A 19,897-nucleotide genomic window follows, 5' to 3' on the forward strand; every position below is an offset into this window, starting at 1 on the left:
CCTCAACGCGAGTCGACGATCGCCCGTACGAATGGCACGGTCAGGCGCCGTTGCGCGGCCAGCGACGCCTCGTCCAGCTCATCCAGGAAGGCACACAGCGACGCCATATCCCGAGGCAAGCGTCGCAGCAGGTACTGGGCCGTCTCCGACGGCAGATCGAAACCGCGCAGCTGCGCGCGCAGCTGCAGCGCCGCGATCCGTTCGAGTTCATCGAAGAGCTGCAGGCTCAACACCAATCCTCCGCCCAGCCGTGAGCGCAGGTCAGCGAGCCTGATGCCTGTCGCGGCCGGCGGAACGTGCGCCGCGACCACCAGCCGGCCCTGTCGTTCGTCGAGCTGCTGATGCAAGCGGAACACTGCTCGTTCCCACTCGGCGTGCCCGGCGATCGATTCGATGTCATCGATGCAGACGCAGGACAGCTCACCGCATCCGGACAGCACTTCCGGACCCATCGCCATCAGATCGGGCAGTGGCAGGTACGCGACCGGGTGTCCCTGCTGCGATGCCGCTGCGCACAGCGCCTGCAACAGATGGGTTTTTCCGGAACCGGCCGGGCCATGCAGAAACACACATGTGGGCGGTTGTCCGATCGTCGCAGCCCGCAGTGCATCCACCGTCGCCTGATTGCGGCCGGCAAAGTAGCTGGCGAAGACCGAGCTGTCGCGCAGCTTGAGACTCAGGGCGAGTTGCGCGCTCATGCGGGTAATCCGCGACGACGGCGGCTCTCGGTGATGGCCTTGCGCGAATACATCACGACATAGTCGATGCCGCTGACGACCGTGGTCACGAAGACCAGTGCGCCGAGGGCGATGACAGCCGCCTGCGGCACATGTCCGACCGCATGGGCAGCGACGATCAGCAGCAGAAAGACGATCTGGCAGAGCGTATTGAGTTTGCTGATCCAGGTCGGATGGCCCTGCAGGTCGCCGAACAGCCAGTGATAGGTGATCGCGCCGGCGGTGATGATCAGATCGCGTCCGATCGCGGCAATCGCCAGCCATAACGGCACCAGCCCCATGACCGCCAGGGTCAGAAAGACACCCACCAGCAGGATCTTGTCGGCCAGCGGATCGATGATCTTGCCCAGTTCGGAGGTCCAGCCGCAGCGCTTGGCGAGAAAGCCATCGAGCCCGTCAGTGGCGGCGGCAACGGCGAACAACCACAGCGTGGCCTTGAACTCGTGATGCGCCAACAGCCAGGCGACCGGGATGACCAGCAGCATCCGCAGGAAACACAGCGCATTCGGTATGAAACGCAGGCTGGACAACATTCCGTGGCGGTCACTCGCTGCTGGACGGAGGTCAGGGCTGGTAACGAAACCGCAATCCCTCCGCGGACTGCGGCAAAGCATCCGACGTCGCCGTCGGCACGAGCCTGCCATCGAGCGCCAATGCCCGACGCAGAGTAGTCGCATCGCCGCGCACGGCGAGCCGGAACTTCAATGTATCGCCCAGCACCTGCTCGACCGACACGCCACGCACGAGCGTCAGTCCTTCGAGATAGTTGAGCGTCGACGCATACGCGCCGAGTGTCGTGATGCCGGACACCTCGACCGCGAGATTGTCGAGCGACGTCCCGGAGGCCGAGTACACGCGGGCGAACGTACTGGCAGCAAGATTGACGCCTTCTTCCAGCGAGCCAGTCGAGTTGACCGCACCGTCGTCCGAGGCCAGCGTCCAGCGCACAGACATGCCGCCCGCGCCATCGCTGCGCGCAACTCCCAGCAAGGCAGCATTGGCGCTGTAACGAGCCGCGGTCTGCATCAGCGCGGTGGGCTCGCCGCCGGTCGCGGCGGCATCGGCATTGATCTGCGTGCGATCCTGCGTGGTCATGTCCGGCCATACGATCGGCAGACCACGCTGGCGCGCCGCACGTGCGATGACCTCACGCTCGGCGGAAACCGCGGACGAATCGATCCAGTACGAGGACCCGCTGGTGGTAGTGACATTCACGAGTACGAGGGTCGCGGGCCGCTCGCGCCCCCAGACGGGCAGTCCTGCGTCCGTCAGCAGGCGATCGACGGACACACCGTCGAAGACGACCTGCAGGACATTGTCGGCAGTAAATCCAAAGCGCTGCGCATACTGGCGCGGATTGCTGAGCGCCCCGCCGAGACGCGCCGGCGCGTCGGGCCGGCCGCTGACCCGGATAACGACGCTGCGCAGGGCTTCGATGAACGCGGCATCGCGATTCGAGGTCACCGGCACCGATGCCTCATACAGATCGGGGACAGTGACCGCCAATGACTGCACGGATGCAAACAGTGTGAGCAGGGACAAGAGAAGGCTCGTCGGGCGCATCGAAAACTGTCGGCAGTCCGCCTGGAAGGATGTGGCCGTGTAAAATACCACACGCCCGATTTCACCCCGGTACCCGTCCCTGGCGACCCGGTAATGCGCGCAGCCCGAATGGCTGGGTTGTTCCGCGCGGGTCGGCCACCATCGTGAGGTTTCAATGTCTTCCGAATCGATTACCTATAAAGACGCCGGCGTCGACATCGAGGCCGGGGACGAACTGGTCGAGCGCATCAAGCCAGCCGTCAAACGCTCCATGCGCCCGGGAGTTCTGGCGGGACTGGGCGGCTTCGGCGCCTTGTTCGAAGTCCCCATCGACCGCTATCGCAAACCGGTCCTGGTCTCCGGCACCGATGGCGTCGGCACCAAGCTGCGCCTGGCGATCGAAACCGGCCGCCACGACACCATCGGCATCGATCTGGTCGCCATGTGCGCCAATGATGTGGTGGTCCAGGGCGCCGAGCCGCTGTTCTTCCTCGATTACTACGCCACCGGCAAGCTCAGCATCGATGTGGCCGAGTCGGTCATCAAGGGCATAGTCGAAGGCTGCGTGCAGGCAGGCGCCGCGCTGATCGGCGGCGAAACGGCAGAAATGCCCGGTATGTACGCCGATGGCGACTACGACCTGGCGGGCTTCTGCGTCGGCATCGTCGAAAAAGACGGCATCATCGACGGCAGCCACACCCGTCCCGGCGACGTGCTGGTCGGACTGCCCTCGTCCGGCCCGCATTCCAATGGCTACTCGCTGATCCGCAAACTGCTCAAGGTGGGCAAGGCCACACCGACGACCAGGCTCGGCAGCGGTCTGCTGTACGACGCACTGCTCGCGCCCACGCGCATCTACGTCAAGCCATTGCTGGCGCTGGCGAAAGCCGTACCGATCCATGGATTCGCGCACATCACCGGCGGCGGACTGACCGAAAACATTCCGCGCGTGATCCCCGCAGGTCTCGAAGTATTGCTGAGCGCCCAGGCCTGGCAGCGTCCGGAAGCGTTCGACTGGCTGCAGAAGACGGGGAATATCGCCCCGGCCGAAATGTATCGGACCTTCAACTGCGGCATCGGCATGACCGTCACGCTGGCTGCCGAGCACGTGGACAAGGCGCTCAAACTGCTGCGGGAGCAAGGCGAACAGCCGGTCGTCATCGGCGAAATTCGCCGTGGCGACGCAGGCGTGGTCATTCACGGATGACGGAGCCGGCGCGCCTTGCGACGGTGATTCTGATTTCCGGGCGCGGCAGCAACATGCAGGCGATCGCGCAACGATCCGCCAGTGGTGAGCTGCCCATCGACATTCGCGCTGTCGTCAGTGACAAGCCTGAAGCCGCCGGACTCGCTCTCGCCAGCGAGTCCGGGCTGGTCACGGCGTCGTTGTCCCCCAAGGGGTTTGCCGATCGGCCCGCCTACGACGCGGCGTTGGCCGCGCTCGTGAATTCCTACGAGCCGCAGCTGATCGTGCTCGCCGGCTTCATGCGAATCCTGACGCCGGCATTCATCGGCGCGTTTGCCGGACGCATTCTCAACGTCCATCCCTCGCTGCTGCCCAGATACCGTGGACTGCACACACATCGACGCGCCCTCGAAGCCGGCGATACCGTGCATGGCGTCAGCGTTCATTTCGTCACCGAGGAACTCGACGGCGGTCCGGTCATTATTCAGGCATGCGTGCCGGTGCTGGCTTCCGACACCGAAGCGACTCTTTCAGCACGAGTTCAGCGCGAGGAGCACAGGATCCTGCCACAGGCGATCGATTGGTTTGCCCGAGGTCGACTGGAACTCAGGGCTGACGCCGCCTGGCTGGATGGACAGCCGCTGTCGGCGCCGATCGTTGTGGAATCCTGACCGCTCGCAACCGCTGGTCGTTGCTGGGGGCGGGAAAACCCTCAAGGAGAATGATTTGCGGCATATCGCTTCCGCCGTCCTTCGGCATCGGGCAGCGGGTTTCGTCCTGGCATTACTCGCCATGATGTCGTCGGCTCACGCGACCCCAGCGGTGCCGCAACCGTTCGTTGCCACTTACAGCGTCAGCTTCCGCGGCATAGGTGCGGGCACGCTGCGCATGGAATGGCGTCGCGACGGCCAGTCGAACCGGTATGTGTTCGAGACCCACGCCAACCCATCGACGCTGGCGAGACTGGTCGTCAGTGACACGGCTTTCGAACGCACGACGCTGGAACTCACTGACGACGGCCTGCGCCCACTCTCATGGGCCGCGGACGATGGCCGCTCCGGCGAGAAAGGCAACGGCAGTCTGCAGTTCGACTGGACCGCAAAGATCGCGAGCGGAACTTACGACGGCCAGCCCGTGAAACTCCCGCTCGAACCCGGGATGCAGGACCGGCTGTCGATCCAGATCGGAGCAATGGTAGCGCTGATCGGCGGACACGAGCCGGGCACGATCGCCATGATCAACGGCGACAGCATCCGCCACTACACCTATACGCGCGGCCAGTCCGAGACCGTGCAATCGAAGCTGGGAGCGCTGGAAACGATCGTGTACGAAAGCACGCGACCCAACTCGAACCGCGTATCGCGCGTCTGGCACGTGCCGTCACTGGAATACCTGCCAGCACGCGCCGAGCAGGTACGCAAAGGCAAGGTCGAGACGGTGATGACGCTGATCGCGCTCACACGCGAGTGACAAGAGTCACGAAGCCCAGAACAAAGCGATCTTCCCGATCCTCATCACTCTCGTAGCCTTCGTGACCCTCGTCACTGCGATTGCTTCGGCAATCGCTACGCCTTCGGCAACGTCACGCCCCGCTGCCCCTGATACTTCCCGCCGCGGTCCTTGTACGAGATCTCGCAGACTTCGTCCGATTCCAGGAACAGCATCTGCGCCACGCCTTCATTGGCGTAGATTTTTGCCGGCAGCGTCGTGGTGTTGGAGAACTCCAGCGTCACATGCCCTTCCCACTCGGGCTCGAGCGGCGTCACGTTGACGATGATGCCGCAGCGCGCGTAGGTCGACTTGCCCAGACAGATCGTCAGCACGTTGCGGGGAATGCGGAAGTACTCGACCGTGCGAGCCAGCGCGAATGAGTTCGGCGGAATGATGCAGACGTCGGAGACCTGATCCACGAAGCTGCCGGAATCGAAATTCTTGGGATCGACGATCGTCGAATTGATGTTCGTGAAGATCTTGAACTCGTTGGCGCAGCGTACGTCATAGCCGTAGCTCGACGTGCCGTACGAGATGATCTTGCCGCCATTGGCGACGCGAACCTGGCCGGGCTCGAAGGGTTCGATCATGCCTGCGGCGGCCGAACGGCGAATCCAGCGATCGGACTTGATGCTCATAAATAAGTAGTGAGTAACGACAGTGAGGAGGGTGACGAGGGCGCCGGATGCGGTGAACGCCGCGGCGGCGATTTATCAGGTGTCTTCGACCTGTATGGACGGAAAAGCGGGTGACGGCGCCAATGACCGGCGCGCAAGTTGCGCCGCGGTCCGGCGAGCCAGATCCAGATAGGCGCGTCCCAGCGACCCGTCCGGATCAGCGACCACCGTGGGCTTGCCACCATCCATCTGTTCCCGAATACGAATATCCAGGGGCAATTCTCCCAGCAGGTCGACACCGTACTGCTCGGCCATGCGACGCCCGCCGCCGGCGCCGAAGATGTGCTCTTCGTGACCGCAGTTCGAGCAGATGTGTGTGCTCATGTTCTCGATGATGCCGAGCACCGGAACCTCCACCTTCTGGAACATGCGCAGGCCCTTGCGGGCGTCGAGCAAGGCGATGTCCTGGGGAGTGGTGACGATGACCGCACCGCTCACCGGCACGCGCTGCGACAGCGTCAACTGGATATCGCCCGTACCCGGCGGCATGTCGACGATCAGATAGTCGAGTTCGCCCCAACGGGTGGTCTCCAACAACTGGATCAGCGCCTGAGTGACCATCGGGCCGCGCCAGACCATCGGTTGCTCTTCGTCGATCAGGAAGCCGATCGACATCACTTTGATGCCATACGCCTCGGGTGCCAGCATCGATTTCTGATCCGGGCTCACGGGGCGCTGGCCACCGAGCCCCATCATGCGGGGCTGGCTCGGGCCGTAGATGTCGGCATCGAGCAATCCAACGGCCGCGCCTTCGAGCGCCAGAGCCAGAGCCAGATTCGCTGCCGTCGTTGACTTGCCCACCCCGCCCTTGCCCGATGCCACCGCGACGATGTTCCGGATCGACTGTACCGGGCGCAGATTGCCCTGTACCGCCTGCGATTCCACGCGCCAGTCGACCTGGACATCGACGGATCGAACTCCATCCAGCGAGCGGATCTGCTCGCTCAGCGACTGCGCCAACTCCACGCCATAGCGCTTCGCCGGGAAGCCGAGCCGCAGCTGCACTTTGACATCGGGCTGTGAGGCATCCACGCCGACCACCGCCTTGGCCAGGCCCAGCTCCATACCGAGATAGGGCTCGCGAAAAGTGTCCACCAGATGGCGCACCGCCATGTCATGTTGTGTCGTCATGCATCGTTCCGTTGGGAATTCGCCGCACGCCTGGCATCGGCGTGTGTCTTCACACAGAGTTGCTGGTCGGATCGCGGCGGGCGCGCATTGTAGCGGATCAATGTGCTAACCCGGAGCCAGAGGCACCGGATGCAGGCCCATTTTCGGGAAATTCTGCGGCCCCGTGATCAGTTGCCGTGCAGCAGTCATGGCATAATGTAGGACAACGCGTTGATGTACCGGACAAAGGTTCATTTTCGCCCCCCTGCCAGAGGCGGCTGCGCCAACTAGAATGCGGCGGAAACATGACGGGGATCTGGCGCAGGGATTCGGGGCGAACCTGGAGTCACATTTCAAGGCCGGTCAGAAGCGAAGGATACCGAGACGACTCGATGAGTTTTTTTTCCGACTTGAAAGCCGAACGTCTGATCGCAGAGATCAGGAACATCGGCGATCCAATGCATCCGGATGCGCAGAAGGCATTCCAGAAGCTGGCGAAGATCGGCGCCGGCGCGATTCCGAAAATTCTCGACACCGTTGCCGCCGCGGACAAGAAGGAAACGGCTGCCTACGTCGAAATTCTCGCGCAGCTGGTCGACAACAAGACCTTTCCCCTGCTCGCCCAGGGCCTGGTCGATGGCAGCCCGCGCACGATCGCTGCAGTCGGCTGGGCGCTGACAGCCAGCACGAATTACAGCTCATCGCTCCTGATCGATCTGCTCAGTCGCGATGACATTGCGAAGCCGGCGGTCGTCGAAATCATCGCCGCGCAGAAAAACCGTTTCAGCGTCCGCGAACTGCTGCAGCACGCCTACAACCAGGAAGCGAACGAGAAGGCGGCGCTGTTCCGCATCATCGGCGAACTCGCGGATCCGGCCGCCATTCCGGAACTCATCAGCCGCATCGACGGCAAAGATTCGACCGCGCGAATGCACATCATCGGCATCCTGTCGCGCTTCAATCGCCCGGATGTGTCCGCTGCCCTGCAGACGCAGCTGCGCGATCCGAACAAGCTCATCCGCCAGGCGGCCTTGAACGCCCTGGCCCGCATGGACGGCCCGGTCAATATCGGCGCGGTCTGCCACATGCTGCGCGATCCGGATATCGAAGTTCAGAACCGCGCCATCGATGTCGTCGTCCGGGCCAAGGATCCGGACACGATGAAATACCTGATCGAAGTCCTGAAGGACGAGAACGAATACGCGCGGCGCGCCGGCGTCGAAGTCCTGAATCACCTGGGCACTTCGCGCGACATCAAACATCTGCTGCAGGTCATCAAGGACGATGACTGGTGGGTGCGCACCCGCGCCGCCGATGCCCTCGGCAAGATTGGCGGTCCGCGCGTGGTCGACGCCGTCATCGAACTCATCAAGGACGAAGACGAGGAGGTCCGTCGCGCCGCGATCGAGATCCTCAACCAGACCAAGGATGAACGCGCCGTCAACTTCCTGCTGGAAGCCACCAAGGACAAGGACTGGTGGGTCAGTGAACGCGCCATCGATGCACTCGGCGAGATCGGCAGCAAGCGCGCTGTGCCGGTGCTCCTGGAGGTCATGGGCTCGGACAACGCTCGCGCACTTCCGGCAGTGATTCGCGCACTCGGCAAGATCGGCGACGCACGCGTCGTCGATCAGATGGTGCAACTCCTCGATCGCCCGGAGAAGGAAATCAAGGTCGAAGCCATCAATGCGCTCGCGCGGCTCGCCGACGACAAACGCGCAGATACGGTTCGCAGCCGCATTCATTCGATCAGCACCACGGCAACGGACCAGACGCTCATCACGGCAGCGATCCATGCGGTCGATGAGCTGGACAACCGCTACACCAGCAGCGCGCTGGCGGCACAGGCCCATACCCGCATTACCAGACCAGCGGATAGAGCGGACACGCCCGCCGCTGCTCGCACGCTCCTTATCGAAAAAGGCGACGTCGACGCGGTCATCAAGAAGGCAGAGGAATCGGCGATCGGCACACAACCGCTCGATATCGCGGCATTGAAACCGGGCGAAGTGCTCGAAGGCCGCTACAAGTACATCGAGAAGATCGGCAAGGGCGCCTTCGGTACGGTGCTGCTGGTCGAAGATACCGTCGTCGAGGAACGCCTGATCCTCAAGTTCCTCAATGCGAACGTCTCGCAGGACGAGGAGATGATGAAGCGCTTCGTGCACGAGCTGCGCTACTCGCGCAAGATCACGCACCGCAACGTCATCCGCATCTACGACTTCCTGTTCATGCGTGGCAGCTACGCCATTTCGATGGAGTACTTCCCCTCGCATACGCTCGGTAGCGAGATCGTCAACGAAAAGCCGCTGCATCTGCCGCGCGCAATTCAGTACGCCATCGATATCGCCACCGGCATGACCGTGGCACACCAGGCCGGCATCGTGCACCGCGACCTGAAACCGGCGAACGTGCTGATCAACAACGAAGGCTTGCTGAAGATCGTGGACTTCGGCGTCGCCGCCGCCCACAAGGAAGGCGATACCCAGCTCACCAAGACCGGGTATGTCATCGGCTCGCCGAAATACATGGCGCCGGAACAGATTCTGGGCAAGAAGGTGGACGAACGCGCCGACATCTACAGCCTGGGGGTCATCCTGTACGAAATGGTGACCGGCCAGCCGCCCTACAGCCGCGGCGATCACATGTCGGTCATGTACCAGCACGTTCAGGGAAAAGCCCGCTCCCCGCTTGAGGTTAATCCCGCATTGCCCAAGCCTCTGGCAGACATCGTCGTGATGGCCATGTCCGTCGACAAGGCCAAACGCTTCCAGAGCATGGAAGAGATGCGGCTGGCGCTGGAGAAGGCGCTGTAGGGGAGAAGGCCGCTGGGCTCTGGGCTGCTGGCCGGAGGAGAACACTCTCGATCGAGTTCTTGATCGACTCTGGCCAGCAGCCCAGAGCCCAGTACCCAGCAGCCCAGCCCCCCCGTCTCTGGCGGCCAGGGACCGTTACGCTGTAGTCTGTTGTCAGACAAACCTACAGAGCCGTCACGCCCTCGCATGGCCCGCATTGATGCCTTCCTGAAGCTGGGTACCGATCAGGGGTGCTCGGACATCCACTTCGCCGTCGGATTGCCACCGATGTTGCGGATGTACGGCGATCTGCTGCCCATCAAATTCCGTGACCTGAGCCAGGCCGAACTGGAAGGCTACGTCGCGGAAATCATGAGCAAGGCGAACCTCGATTCGCTGCGCAAGGGCAACGATGTCGACTTCTCGTATGTCTCGGCCAATGGCGGCCGCTTCCGGGTCAATGTGTTTCGCAAGGACACCGGCATTGGCGCGACGTTTCGGGCGATTCCCTCTGAAGTCCCCTCGCTCGATCGGCTGGCGCTGCCGCCGATCATCAAGAGGCTGTGCGACAACCACCAGGGCATGATCCTGGTCACCGGATCGACCGGCACCGGCAAGTCGACCACGCTCGCGGCCATGATCGATCACATCAATCAGACCCGGCGCGCCAACATCATCAGCCTCGAAGATCCCATCGAGTTCGTGCACAAGAGCAAGCAGAGCCAGGTGCTGCAACGCGAACTCAACACGCACCTGCCCTCCTTCGCCGAGGGCGTGCGCGCGGCGATGCGCGAAGACCCGGACGTGATCCTGGTCGGCGAATTGCGCGACGCCGACACCATCCGTTGGGCCATGACCGCCGCCGAGACCGGCCACCTCGTGCTCGGCACGCTGCACACGACCGGAGCGGTGAAGACGATCGATCGTGTCGTCGACGCTCTGCCCGCCGATGAGCGCGAACAGACCAAGAATTTCCTGTCGCAGAGTCTGATTGCCGTCGTCACCCAGGTGCTGGTGAAGACACCGGATCAACGCGGCCGCAAGGCCATCTGCGAAATCATGATCGTCACCCGTGCGATCGGCAAACTGATCATGACGGACCAGACGCATCAGATTCCGTCGCAGCTCCAGACCGGCAAGGAGCTGGGCATGCAGATGCTCGATCAGGCCTTGCTGGCCAACGTGCAGGCCAAGGAAATCGATGCGGACGACGCTTACGTCTATGCGTCGGACAAGAAGCTGTTCTCGCGGTACGTCACCGACACCAGCGTGCTGCCGAAACTCGACCTGGCGCCGGGCTGAACCATCATGAGCACCGAATCCACCGGCACGACCGGCGCAACCGCCAGCGCCAACCAGTACGTCCCGCGCAAGATCGATGAATTCCTCAAGGAAGTGCTGAGCCGGAACGGCTCGGACCTGCATTTCATCGCCGGCGATCCGCCGCGTATCCGCCTGTATGGTGAGTTGCATCCGCTGCGGCCGGAGCCGCTGAAGCCGGAGTTCGTGCAGGAAGTGCTGCTGGAAATCATGCCCCGCGCCGCGCAGGTGCGGCTCGAGGAGAAGCACGGCGCCGACTTTGCGTACACCATTCCCGGCGTTTCGCGGTTCCGCGTGAACGTGATGCGTCATCTGTACGGGCTGGGCTGCGTGTGCCGGGCGATTCCATCGAAGGCGCTGACACTCGATCAGCTCAACATGCCCGACGCCGTCCGCAACCTGTGCAAGGTCAACAGCGGCCTGATCCTCGTGACCGGCAAGACCGGCTCCGGAAAATCGACGACGCTGGCAGCGATGATCGATGACATCAATACCCGCATGAAGGGTCACATCCTCACGATCGAGGACCCGATCGAATTCGTGCATCCACGCAAGAACTGCCTGATCAGCCAGCGCGAGATCGGCAATCACAGCCCGTCGTTCGCGAGCGCCCTGCATTCGGCACTGCGCGAAGATCCCGACGTGATCCTGGTCGGCGAGTTGCGCGACTACGAAACCATGAGCATCGCCGTGACGGCCGCCGAAATGGGCATCCTGGTGATGGGCACCCTGCACACCAACGGCGCTGCGCCAACCGTGGATCGCATGGTCAATGCCTTCCCGGCCGACAAGCAATCGCATGTGCGCGCCATGCTGTCGACGTCGTTGCGCGGCGTGGTTTCGCAACAGCTGATTCCGCGGGCGGGCAAGCCCGGACGGGTCGCTGCGCTGGAAATCCTCGTGAACACGCCTGCCGTCGCCAACCTGATCCGTCAGGGCAAGCTGGATCAGCTCGAGAACACCATGCAGAGCGGTGCCGCCCACGGCATGAAGATCATGGACTCTGCCATCCAGGAATTGCTCGACAAGGCCATCATCACGGGCAAAGAGGCCTACCGGAAGGCCATCACCAAGTCGAAGTTCGAGCACCTGAAAGACGTCGGGTAACGAAAGTCACGACGGTCACCAAAGTAACGCGGGCAGGACCGCTGTTTCCGCCTTCGTCACCTTCGTCACCCCCCCGCATGGCATAATCCGGGCCCGTTTTTCCCCGGATTCGCAGCTGTTTCCCATGAGTGCTCGTCCCCGCCATCTTTTCGTCACGACGGCGCTGCCGTACGCCAATGGACCCTTCCACATTGGCCACATCATGGAATACATCCAGGCCGATATCTGGGTGCGGTTCCAGCGCATGGTCGGCAACCAGGTCCACTGGATGGGTGCAGACGACGCGCATGGCGCGCCGATCATGCTGAAGGCGGAAGCCGAAGGCATCACCGCGGAACAACTCGTCACGCGCATCGCGGCTGATCGCGCGAAGTACCTCGAAGGCTTCCACATTGCCTTCGACAACTGGCATTCGACGCATTCGCCCGAGAACACGGCGCTGACGCAGCGCATTTATCGCGAGCTGCAGGCCGCGGGCCTCACGTACGTCAAGGCCGTCGAACAGTTCTTCGATCCCGTGAAGAACATGTTCCTCGCGGATCGCTACGTGAAAGGCGAGTGCCCGAACTGCCACGCCAAGGACCAGTACGGCGACACCTGTGAAGTCTGCAGCAAGGCCTACGAGCCGACCGACCTGATCAATCCCTACTCCACGCTGTCGGGCGCGACGCCGGTGCGACGCACGTCCGATCATTACTTCGTGAAGCTCTCCGATGCGCGCTGCAAGCAGTTCATGCGCGAATGGCTCAACGCCGAACAGAACGGCAAGCCGCGTCTGCAGCCGGCTGTGAGAAACAAAGCCAGCGAGTGGCTGGAAGGCGAAGGCGATCAGTCGCTCACCGACAAGGACATCTCCCGCGACGCACCCTACTTCGGCATTCCGATTCCGGAAACGACCGGCAAGTACTTCTACGTCTGGTTCGACGCGCCGATCGGCTACCTGGCGTCCCTCAAGAACTACTTCGACAGCGGCAAGGCCCGGGCGAATGGCGAGTCGCGTTCGTTCGACGACTTCCTCGCGGCGCCGGACGTCGAGCAGATCCACTTCATCGGCAAGGACATCATCTACTTCCACACGCTGCTGTGGCCGGCGATGCTGAAGTTTGCCGGCGAGAAAGTGCCCGACAATGTGTTCGTGCACGGTTTCATCACCGTGTCCGGCGCGAAGATGTCGAAGTCGCGCGGCACCGGCATCAGCCCGTTGCGTTATCTCGACGTCGGCATGAACCCGGAATGGCTGCGCTACTACATTGCGGCCAAACTGAACTCGAACGTCGAAGACATCGACTTCAATCCGGAAGACTTCGTCGCGCGCGTCAACGCCGATCTGGTCGGCAAGTACGTGAACATCGCCAGTCGCATGGCGCCGTTCATCGCGAAGTTCTTCAACAACAGCATGCCGCCGCTGCCGGAACAGTCCCGCGGGCTCGCCGCCGTGTTCGAACACCAGACGACCATCCGCACCGCGTTCGACGAACGTGAGTTCGGCAAGGCCATTCGGCTGGCGATGGAAGTGGCCGATGCCATCAACGCCGAGATCGATGCGTACAAGCCCTGGATCCTGGCGAAGGACGCCACGTCCAACGCCGACAGCCTGAACAAACTCGGCGAGATCTGCGCCTCGTCGATCGCGACCTTCAAGGCGCTGACGCTGTTTCTCAAGCCCATCCTGCCGGCACTGGCCGAACAGGCCGAGGCCTATCTGAACAGCGGTCCGCTCGACTGGAATCTGTTCGAGCACGGTTCTGCCGCGAGCCTGCTGCCGGCCGGACATCACTTCAGTGTGTTCAAGCCTCTCATCACGCGCGTCGACCGGAAACAGCTCGACGCGCTCTTCGACAGCATGAAGGAAGCGGAGAAGCCCGCGGCAGCGCCTGTGAAAGCTGAACCGGCCGCGGCGCCGACCGTTGGCGAAATCACCGTGGACGATTTCGCGAAGCTCGACATCCGCATAGGAAAGATCGTCACGGCCGAAACCGTCGAGGGCGCCGATAAGCTCCTGAAGCTCACGGTCGACATCGGCGATGCGCAGCGCACCGTGTTCGCGGGCATCCGCTCCGCCTACCAGCCCGAGCAACTCGTGGGCCGTCTCACGCTGGTCCTCGCCAATCTGAAACCGCGCAAGATGAAGTTCGGCACGTCCGAAGGCATGGTGCTGGCCGCGGGCCCAGGCGGCAAAGACATCTTCCTGCTGTCGCCGGACGCCGGCGCAGAGCCTGGCATGAAGGTGAAGTAGGAAGCAGGCTCTGGGCTCTGGGCTCTGGGCTCTGGGCAGAGCGTCACATGCACACCTGCGCAGTTGATCGATATGTCGACCACAGTGACTCTGCCCTAGCACCTAGCACCTAGCACCCTCCCATGTCCTCCCTCCTCCTCATCCTGCTCGCCGCCGTACTCGTCAGTCAGTACGCGCCGGCGATGCTTGGAACGAGGTTGTTCGAAGCGACTGACGACTACTCGAACAGTGTGGGCCTGGCGCTGGCGTCGTTCATCCTGATCGCGGCGGTCGCGATCATTGCGTATGGGATCGACCACGCAGTCCTGCGGCCATTCGCTATCGACTATCTGCGAACCTTCGTGGTCATCATCGTGATCATGACGCTCGCACCAGTGGTTGCTGCCTCGATGTCGAAGCTGGGATCCTGGACTCCGGTGCATTGGCCTCTCGTTCTCGTACTGATCGGCAACCCCGCTGTCCTGGGAACGGCACTGCAGTCGGCGGTCGCGCCTGACTTCTCCACTGCGTTGTGGCTGGGTATCGGAATCGGTGCTGCCTTCGCCGCCTTGCTGCTCGCCTTCGCGACCCTGCAAGCCCGCGTCGCCACGGCGCGAGTGCCACGCGCTTTCCGCGAGATGCCAGTAGCTTTCGTCACGGTCGGACTCATGGCGCTCGCGCTCATGGGCCTGACCGGACTCGTTCGCGACTGATTCCATGGTCGTGGCCCTGCTGATCACAGCCGCCCTGGCCGCCGCCTCTCTCGGCGCCATCCTGCTCTGGCTGCAACCGCGGCAAACCGGCGAAGCCGCGCTGGTGGAGCGTCTCAACGATCTGCTGCCGCAGACGCAATGCCGCCGATGTACGTTCGATGGCTGCCGACCTTACGCTACGGCAATTGCACGCGGCGAAGCGGGCACCAATCAATGTCCGCCAGGCGGCGAAGCAACGGCGGTGGCGCTGGCCCATTTGCTGAGACGCGAGCCGCGCAGCGTGGACCCGCAATTCGGCGTCATGCCTGCGTATCCCGCCGTCGCCGTCATCGACGAGGCGACATGCATCGGTTGCACCAAGTGCATTCAGGCCTGTCCGGTCGACGCCATCGTCGGCGGCTCCAAGTTCATGCACACCGTGATTGCCGCCGACTGCACCGGTTGCGAACTGTGCATTCCGCCGTGTCCCGTCGACTGCATCGACATGCAGCCCGCACCCGCGGGCATGCAGCGTCTGCCGCCACCTGTCGCGACGGCTGGATGACACCATGACCCCACGCGTTCGTGGTGGCCTGAGGCTCGACGCGAACAAGGCGCGTTCGACGCGGTCGCCATTGCGATCGGCGAGCGTACCTGCTGAGTTGATCCTGCCGCTCGATCAGCATGCGGGTGCACCGGCACGACCGATCGTGCAACCGGGGGAGGCAGTACTCCTCGGCCAGCCCATTGCCGAACCTCATGGCGATATCAGTGCCTGGTTGCATTCGCCGGTGTCCGGCCGGGTCGCCGCTATCGAACCGCGCGAAGTGCCCTACCGCGTCGATCCGGCGCAGAGCATCGTCATCGCGAACGATGGCCGTGACGCGCGATTCGCCCAGCCGGCTGTCGACTATCGAGCCATGAGCGAGGGCGAGTTGCGTGCGCACATTGCGCGCGGCGGCATCGTCGGCCTGGGCGGCGCCACATTTCCAACCGAGCCGAAGCTCAGCCGGTCGAACGTCGCGAGCGATCGGCATCTGCTGCTGAACGGCGCCGAGTGTGAACCGTGGATCAGTTGCGACGACATGCTGATGCGCGAACGCGCAGGCGACGTCATTCTTGGTGCGCGCATCCTCAGACAGGCCATCGGCGCGACGAAATGCACCATCGCCATCGAGGATGACATTCCGCTGGCCGCCGCCGCGTTACGAGCCGCGCTCGACTATCAGGACGACATTGCGATCAGCGTACAGCACGACATCTATCCGGCGGGCGGCGAGCGGCAGCTGATCCTGGCGGTCATGGGTCGCGAAGTGCCGAGCGGCGGCTTGCCGGCGGATATCGGCATCGTCGTCCAGAACGTCGGTACGGCTGCTGCCGTCGCACGCTGGTTTCGCGATGGCGAACCGCTGATCAGCCGCATCGTCACCATCACCGGCTCGGGCGTGCGCGAAGCGACGAACCTCGAAGCCCGACTCGGCACGCCGATCGCTGCCCTCATCGCCGATTGCGGCGGGTATGCGCAGGAAGCACAGCAACTGATCATGGGTGGTTCGATGATGGGCCTGGGCCTCACGAGCGACAGCCTGCCGCTGGTGAAGGCGACGAACTGCGTGATCGTCGCGGCGAACGCCGATCTGCAGCCCCGCGGCGTGGAGATGCCATGCATCCGTTGCGGCGATTGCGCCGAGGTCTGCCCTGCCTCGCTGCTGCCACAACAGTTGCACTGGCATGCGCGGGACCAGAACCTCGGCGCGCTGCTGCAACTGGGATTGATGGACTGCATCGAGTGCGGCTGCTGCGACTACGTCTGCCCCAGCCAGATCCCGCTGACACAGCAGTTCAGAATCGCCAAGATCCCCGTGAGCTCGGAACTGCAGGCACGCAGCGATGCCTCCGCAGCCCGCGCGCGCTACGAGGCCCGAAACGAACGCCTGCTGCGCATCGAGCAGGAACAGCGTGAGCGGCTCGAAGCGAAGCGTCGCCAGCTGACGGGGCGCAAACAATGAATAAGAGCTTCCCCGCCGCAACGGCGCCACACACCGTCGGATCCAACCGGGTCGGCAGGATCATGGGCCTGGTGATCTGTGCGCTGCTGCCCGCGATCATTCTGCATGTGATCGTTTTCGGCCCCGGCATCGTGCTGCAGATCGTGCTGGGAGTGACGACGGCCCTCGTGACGGAAGCGCTGGCCTTACGCCTGCGCCAGCAGCCGATTCGACAGTTCCTCTGCGATGGCAGCGCGGTGATCACCGCGGTGCTGATCGCGATGTGCCTGCCGCCGCTCGCGCCCTGGTGGTTGATTGTCAGCGGCACGGCGTTCGCGATCCTCATTGCCAAACATCTGTATGGCGGCCTCGGCGCCAATCCCTTCAACCCCGCCATGGTCGGCTATGCGGTGCTGCTCGTCTCGTTCCCCGCGCACCTGACCCGCTGGCTGGCGCCGGATATCGCGGGATTGCAGCCGGTGGATCTTTCCTTCGGCGACGTGTTCCACACGATCTTCACCGGTCAGCTTCCCGATGCGCTGCGCTGGGACGCCATCACTTCACCCACCCCCTTGAACGCAGTGAGAACCGGGCTCGCCATGGGCAACACGTTGCAGGAGTCGGTTGCGAGTCCGATCTTTGGCGCGTTCGGCGGCAAGGGCTGGGACTGGATCAACGTCGGGCTTCTGGCCGGCGGCATGTCGCTGCTGGCGCTGCGGATCATCCGCTGGCACACGCCCGTCGCCATGCTCGCAGGACTCATGGTCCCGGCGGCGTTCATGTACGCGATGGATCCCGGCACCTACCCAGGTCCGCTGTTTCATCTGACTGCAGGCGCCACCCTGCTCGGCGCATTCTTCATCGCCACCGATCCTGTCTCTTCTGCGACCAGCAATCGCGGCAAACTGATCTACGGCGCCGGAATAGGTCTCGTGACGTACGTGATTCGCGCCTGGGGCGGCTATCCGGATGGCGTCGCATTCGCCGTGCTGCTCATGAATCTGTCGGTGCCCCTCATCGATCGCTTCACCGTGCCGAGGATCTATGGACACGAACGCTGAACCGGTCCGACGGCCACAACGCCTCACGGCGGTGCTCATCGTCGTCGCACTGGCCCTGGTGCTTGCCGCGCTGATTGCCATGATCGAAAGCGCCACCCGTGAACGCACACGACGCAATGAGCAGGCCTGGATCCAGCAACGGCTCGATGTGCTCGTGCCGCCCGATCGCCATGACAACGATCTGCTGACCGACCGCATCGACGTCGTGTCGCCCGACATTCTCGGTGTGGCGCAGCCCGTGACGATCTATCGCGCGCGGCAGTCTTCCGAACCGGTGGCTGCTGTGTTTCGCACCGTGGCGCCGGATGGCTATCACGGTCCGATCGAGCTGCTGGTCGCGATTGCCTATGACGGATCGTTGCTGGGTGTGCAGGTCGTGCGTCACAAGGAGACCGCTGGCCTGGGCGACCAGTTCGAGAACCGCCGGACCGACTGGCTACCGGCATTCCGGGGCAAATCCTTGAGCGATCCACCGCAGCAGCGCTGGAGCGTGCGCCAGGACGGCGGCGACTTCGATGGCTTCACTGGCGCGACGATTACACCGCGGGCGATCGTTCGCGCCACTCGCCGCGCGCTTGAATACTATGGAGCGCAGCGCGATCGCATCTTCGCCTCCACACCGCCCCAGCAATGAAGAACGATCCTTCCACCGCGCAGGTCTGGCTGGCCATTGCGCTCTGCCCCGCCATCGCCGCGAGCGACACTCTGACCGGTGCGCTCGGCCTCGGCGTCGCCGCGCTCCTGGCCTGCGTCATAGGCGCGCTCGCTGGCCAGTTGCTGCATCGTTTGCCACCAGAACCGCGCCAGGTCGGATTGATTCTGATGCTCGCTGCGCTCGTGACCAGCCTGACGTTATGGATGGGCGCCGCGGCGCATGAACTGCGCGGCACGCTTGGAATACTCCTGCCACTGCTCGCCGTGAACGCTGCGATTGTCTGGCGTGGCGATCAGACGAGTACCGCCACGCCTGGCGCGGCGCTCCGAATGGGTTTGGTGTCGGGCGCGCGGATCTTAGCCATCTTGGTCGTGCTGGGCTGCACCCGCGAATTCGTCGGCCGCGGCTCGCTCCTGTACGGCGCGGGCAACTCGCTGGGTGACTGGGCCGGTAAACTCGAGCTGCAACTCTTCCCGGCGGACATGGGATTTCTTCTGGCCATGCTGCCGCCCGGCGCCTTCATCGCGTGCGGTCTGCTGCTGGCCGCACGCAACTGGATTACGCATCGGCATGAACTCAGCGAAAATCGCCGAAATTTTTGAACGCCTCAAGCAGGCACGCCCGCACCCGACCACAGAACTCGAATACCGAACACCGTTCGAGCTGCTGATCGCGGTCATTCTGTCCGCGCAGGCCACGGACAAAAGCGTCAACAACGCAACCCGCGTGCTCTACCAGCATGCCAACACGCCGCAGGCGATTCTCGCGTTGGGCGTCGCGGGCCTGTCGCATTACATCCGCACCATCGGGCTGTTCAATACCAAAGCGAAGAACGTGATCGAAACGTGTCGCCTGCTGATCGAACGTCACGGCGGTGAAGTCCCCGAATCGCGTGAAGCGCTCGAGGCATTGCCGGGGGTCGGCCGCAAGACCGCCAACGTGATTCTGAACACCGCCTTCGGCCATCCGACCATCGCTGTCGACACGCATATTTTTCGCGTCTCGAACCGCACGGGAATCGCCAAGGGCAAGGACGTGCGCGCCGTGGAAAATAAACTGATCAAGGTGGTTCCGGATCAGTACAAGCAGGACGCGCATCACTGGCTGATCCTGCACGGACGCTACGTCTGCCTGGCACGCAAGCCGGACTGCCCGGAATGCCCGATCGCGGACCTGTGCGAGTTCAAGGACAAGACGAAGGCGGAGGAGCCCAAAGGTCAGAGGACGGGGCGGCGCATCGCAGAGCATATTGCCGACAGCGGGAAACGCAGACGAAAGAGGCTCTAGGCTGTAGGCTCTAGGCTGTAGGTCGGAGAAGAAC

Annotated in this window: 19 protein-coding genes; 14 read left to right on the top strand and 5 right to left on the bottom strand. The window is 63.3% G+C overall.

Translation table 11 applies throughout. From position 1 onward, the window contains the following. Window positions 1–2: 2 nt before the first annotated feature. Genes hda through VIZ63_RS15110 form a run of 3 tightly spaced genes read right to left on the bottom strand, consistent with a single transcriptional unit; the run spans window position 3 to window position 2,279 of the window. Entirely contained in the window at window positions 3–698 is a 696-nt protein-coding gene (hda, locus tag VIZ63_RS15100) for a DnaA regulatory inactivator Hda (protein WP_331610500.1), read from the bottom strand. Next, the gene (locus VIZ63_RS15105; RefSeq protein WP_331610501.1) at window positions 695–1,270 is read right to left on the bottom strand and encodes a CDP-alcohol phosphatidyltransferase family protein; all 576 of its coding nucleotides are present in this window, start codon (window positions 1,268–1,270) and stop codon (window positions 695–697) included. Before VIZ63_RS15105 ends, hda begins: the two co-directional genes overlap by 4 nt. 31 nt (window positions 1,271–1,301) lie before the next feature. Then, window positions 1,302–2,279: a DUF2066 domain-containing protein gene (locus VIZ63_RS15110; protein ID WP_331610502.1), complete on the bottom strand. Its 978-nt coding sequence runs from the start codon at window positions 2,277–2,279 to the stop codon at window positions 1,302–1,304. 175 nt (window positions 2,280–2,454) lie between these two features. Between VIZ63_RS15110 and purM the strand changes: the two genes are divergently transcribed. The 3 genes from purM to VIZ63_RS15125 are packed head-to-tail and all read left to right on the top strand — an operon-like array spanning window position 2,455 to window position 4,935. Then, window positions 2,455–3,486 carry a phosphoribosylformylglycinamidine cyclo-ligase gene (gene purM / locus VIZ63_RS15115; protein WP_331610503.1) on the top strand — a complete coding sequence of 344 codons (1,032 nt, stop codon included), beginning with the start codon at window positions 2,455–2,457 and terminating at the stop codon, window positions 3,484–3,486. Further along, complete coding sequence (purN, locus tag VIZ63_RS15120) at window positions 3,483–4,136, top strand: phosphoribosylglycinamide formyltransferase (protein WP_349261198.1); 654 nt, start codon at window positions 3,483–3,485, stop codon at window positions 4,134–4,136. Before purM ends, purN begins: the two co-directional genes overlap by 4 nt. 55 nt (window positions 4,137–4,191) lie before the next feature. Continuing rightward, entirely contained in the window at window positions 4,192–4,935 is a 744-nt protein-coding gene (locus VIZ63_RS15125; RefSeq protein WP_331610505.1) for a DUF3108 domain-containing protein, read from the top strand. A gap of 95 nt (window positions 4,936–5,030) precedes the next feature. On the opposite strand, the gene dcd is transcribed toward VIZ63_RS15125, so the two are convergent. Both dcd and apbC read right to left on the bottom strand, forming a co-directional pair. Further along, window positions 5,031–5,594: a dCTP deaminase gene (dcd, locus tag VIZ63_RS15130; RefSeq protein ID WP_331610506.1), complete on the bottom strand. Its 564-nt coding sequence runs from the start codon at window positions 5,592–5,594 to the stop codon at window positions 5,031–5,033. A gap of 75 nt (window positions 5,595–5,669) precedes the next feature. Next, window positions 5,670–6,764, bottom strand: coding sequence for an iron-sulfur cluster carrier protein ApbC (gene apbC / locus VIZ63_RS15135; RefSeq protein WP_331610507.1), 1,095 nt, complete (start codon window positions 6,762–6,764; stop codon window positions 5,670–5,672). A gap of 371 nt (window positions 6,765–7,135) precedes the next feature. Between apbC and VIZ63_RS15140 the strand changes: the two genes are divergently transcribed. The 11 genes from VIZ63_RS15140 to nth all read left to right on the top strand — a co-directional run bounded on the left by VIZ63_RS15140 (window position 7,136) and on the right by nth (window position 19,863). Then, complete coding sequence (locus tag VIZ63_RS15140) at window positions 7,136–9,559, top strand: HEAT repeat domain-containing protein (RefSeq protein WP_331610508.1); 2,424 nt, start codon at window positions 7,136–7,138, stop codon at window positions 9,557–9,559. A gap of 186 nt (window positions 9,560–9,745) precedes the next feature. Beyond that, window positions 9,746–10,840, top strand: a complete 1,095-nt coding sequence (locus VIZ63_RS15145; protein ID WP_331610510.1) for a PilT/PilU family type 4a pilus ATPase — start codon at window positions 9,746–9,748, stop codon at window positions 10,838–10,840. Window positions 10,841–10,846: 6 nt separating this feature from the next. Beyond that, window positions 10,847–11,965, top strand: coding sequence for a type IV pilus twitching motility protein PilT (locus VIZ63_RS15150; RefSeq protein ID WP_331610511.1), 1,119 nt, complete (start codon window positions 10,847–10,849; stop codon window positions 11,963–11,965). Between the two features lie 124 nt (window positions 11,966–12,089). Continuing rightward, window positions 12,090–14,201, top strand: coding sequence for a methionine--tRNA ligase (gene metG, locus VIZ63_RS15155; protein ID WP_331610512.1), 2,112 nt, complete (start codon window positions 12,090–12,092; stop codon window positions 14,199–14,201). A gap of 122 nt (window positions 14,202–14,323) precedes the next feature. Then, on the top strand, window positions 14,324–14,893 hold the full coding sequence (locus tag VIZ63_RS15160; protein ID WP_331610513.1) for an Rnf-Nqr domain containing protein: 570 nt from the start codon (window positions 14,324–14,326) through the stop codon (window positions 14,891–14,893). 4 nt (window positions 14,894–14,897) lie between these two features. After that, window positions 14,898–15,437 carry an RnfABCDGE type electron transport complex subunit B gene (locus VIZ63_RS15165; RefSeq protein ID WP_349261199.1) on the top strand — a complete coding sequence of 180 codons (540 nt, stop codon included), beginning with the start codon at window positions 14,898–14,900 and terminating at the stop codon, window positions 15,435–15,437. Between the two features lie 4 nt (window positions 15,438–15,441). Next, entirely contained in the window at window positions 15,442–16,881 is a 1,440-nt protein-coding gene (gene rsxC, locus VIZ63_RS15170; RefSeq protein ID WP_331610515.1) for an electron transport complex subunit RsxC, read from the top strand. Further along, a complete protein-coding gene (gene rsxD / locus VIZ63_RS15175) occupies window positions 16,878–17,921 on the top strand; it encodes an electron transport complex subunit RsxD (protein ID WP_331610516.1) in 1,044 nt (347 codons plus the stop codon). The genes rsxC and rsxD overlap by 4 nt, the downstream gene beginning before the upstream one ends. Further along, a complete protein-coding gene (gene rsxG / locus VIZ63_RS15180) occupies window positions 17,905–18,555 on the top strand; it encodes an electron transport complex subunit RsxG (protein WP_331610517.1) in 651 nt (216 codons plus the stop codon). Before rsxD ends, rsxG begins: the two co-directional genes overlap by 17 nt. Next, complete coding sequence (locus VIZ63_RS15185; protein WP_331610518.1) at window positions 18,552–19,178, top strand: Rnf-Nqr domain containing protein; 627 nt, start codon at window positions 18,552–18,554, stop codon at window positions 19,176–19,178. The genes rsxG and VIZ63_RS15185 overlap by 4 nt, the downstream gene beginning before the upstream one ends. Further along, window positions 19,147–19,863, top strand: a complete 717-nt coding sequence (gene nth, locus VIZ63_RS15190) for an endonuclease III (protein WP_331610519.1) — start codon at window positions 19,147–19,149, stop codon at window positions 19,861–19,863. The genes VIZ63_RS15185 and nth overlap by 32 nt, the downstream gene beginning before the upstream one ends. The last annotated feature ends 34 nt before the right edge of the window (window positions 19,864–19,897 follow it).

Source organism: Povalibacter sp. (assembly GCF_036520495.1).
Classification (GTDB): Bacteria; Pseudomonadota; Gammaproteobacteria; order Steroidobacterales; family Steroidobacteraceae; genus Steroidobacter.